The 382-nt window shown below is 54.7% G+C and carries 1 protein-coding gene; it reads left to right on the top strand.

The window, feature by feature from the left end; all coding sequences use genetic code 11:
- Positions 1–382, top strand: a 382-nt coding sequence (locus tag DCCM_RS05670; RefSeq protein WP_133163946.1) for an RHS repeat domain-containing protein, incomplete at both ends; no start/stop codon positions are given.

The following is a 382-nucleotide window of genomic DNA, read 5'->3' as shown; positions in this document are numbered from 1 at the left end:
GGATCTTAACAACAACACCATAACCTACGGCTACGAGGGAGATCTCCTAACCGGCGTAACGGACACCGCCGGCAGGACCACCGCCATCACCTACAACCAAGAAAATAAAATATCAAATATAAAAGACCAGCGGGAAAACCCCACCAGCTACACCTACGACAGCGAGGGAAACCTGGAAACCGTCACAGACCCCATGGGCTACATCACCCGCTATGGCTATGACGCAAACCACAACCTGGTGGAAGTCACCAGCCCCGCCGGCACCAAATACCGCCTGTCCTACGATGCGGAAGGCCACCTGACCGGAGCAGCCGACGGCTTAAACAACACCACGGAATTTACCTGGAACTTCCAGGATGGACTCTCGGAGTTAACAGACCCC

Source organism: Desulfocucumis palustris (assembly GCF_002933875.1).
GTDB classification, from domain to species: Bacteria; Bacillota; Desulfotomaculia; order Desulfotomaculales; family Desulfocucumaceae; genus Desulfocucumis; species Desulfocucumis palustris.
The sequence above is the reverse complement of the archived record's forward strand: the minus strand, read 5'-3'. Positions and strand labels throughout refer to the sequence as shown.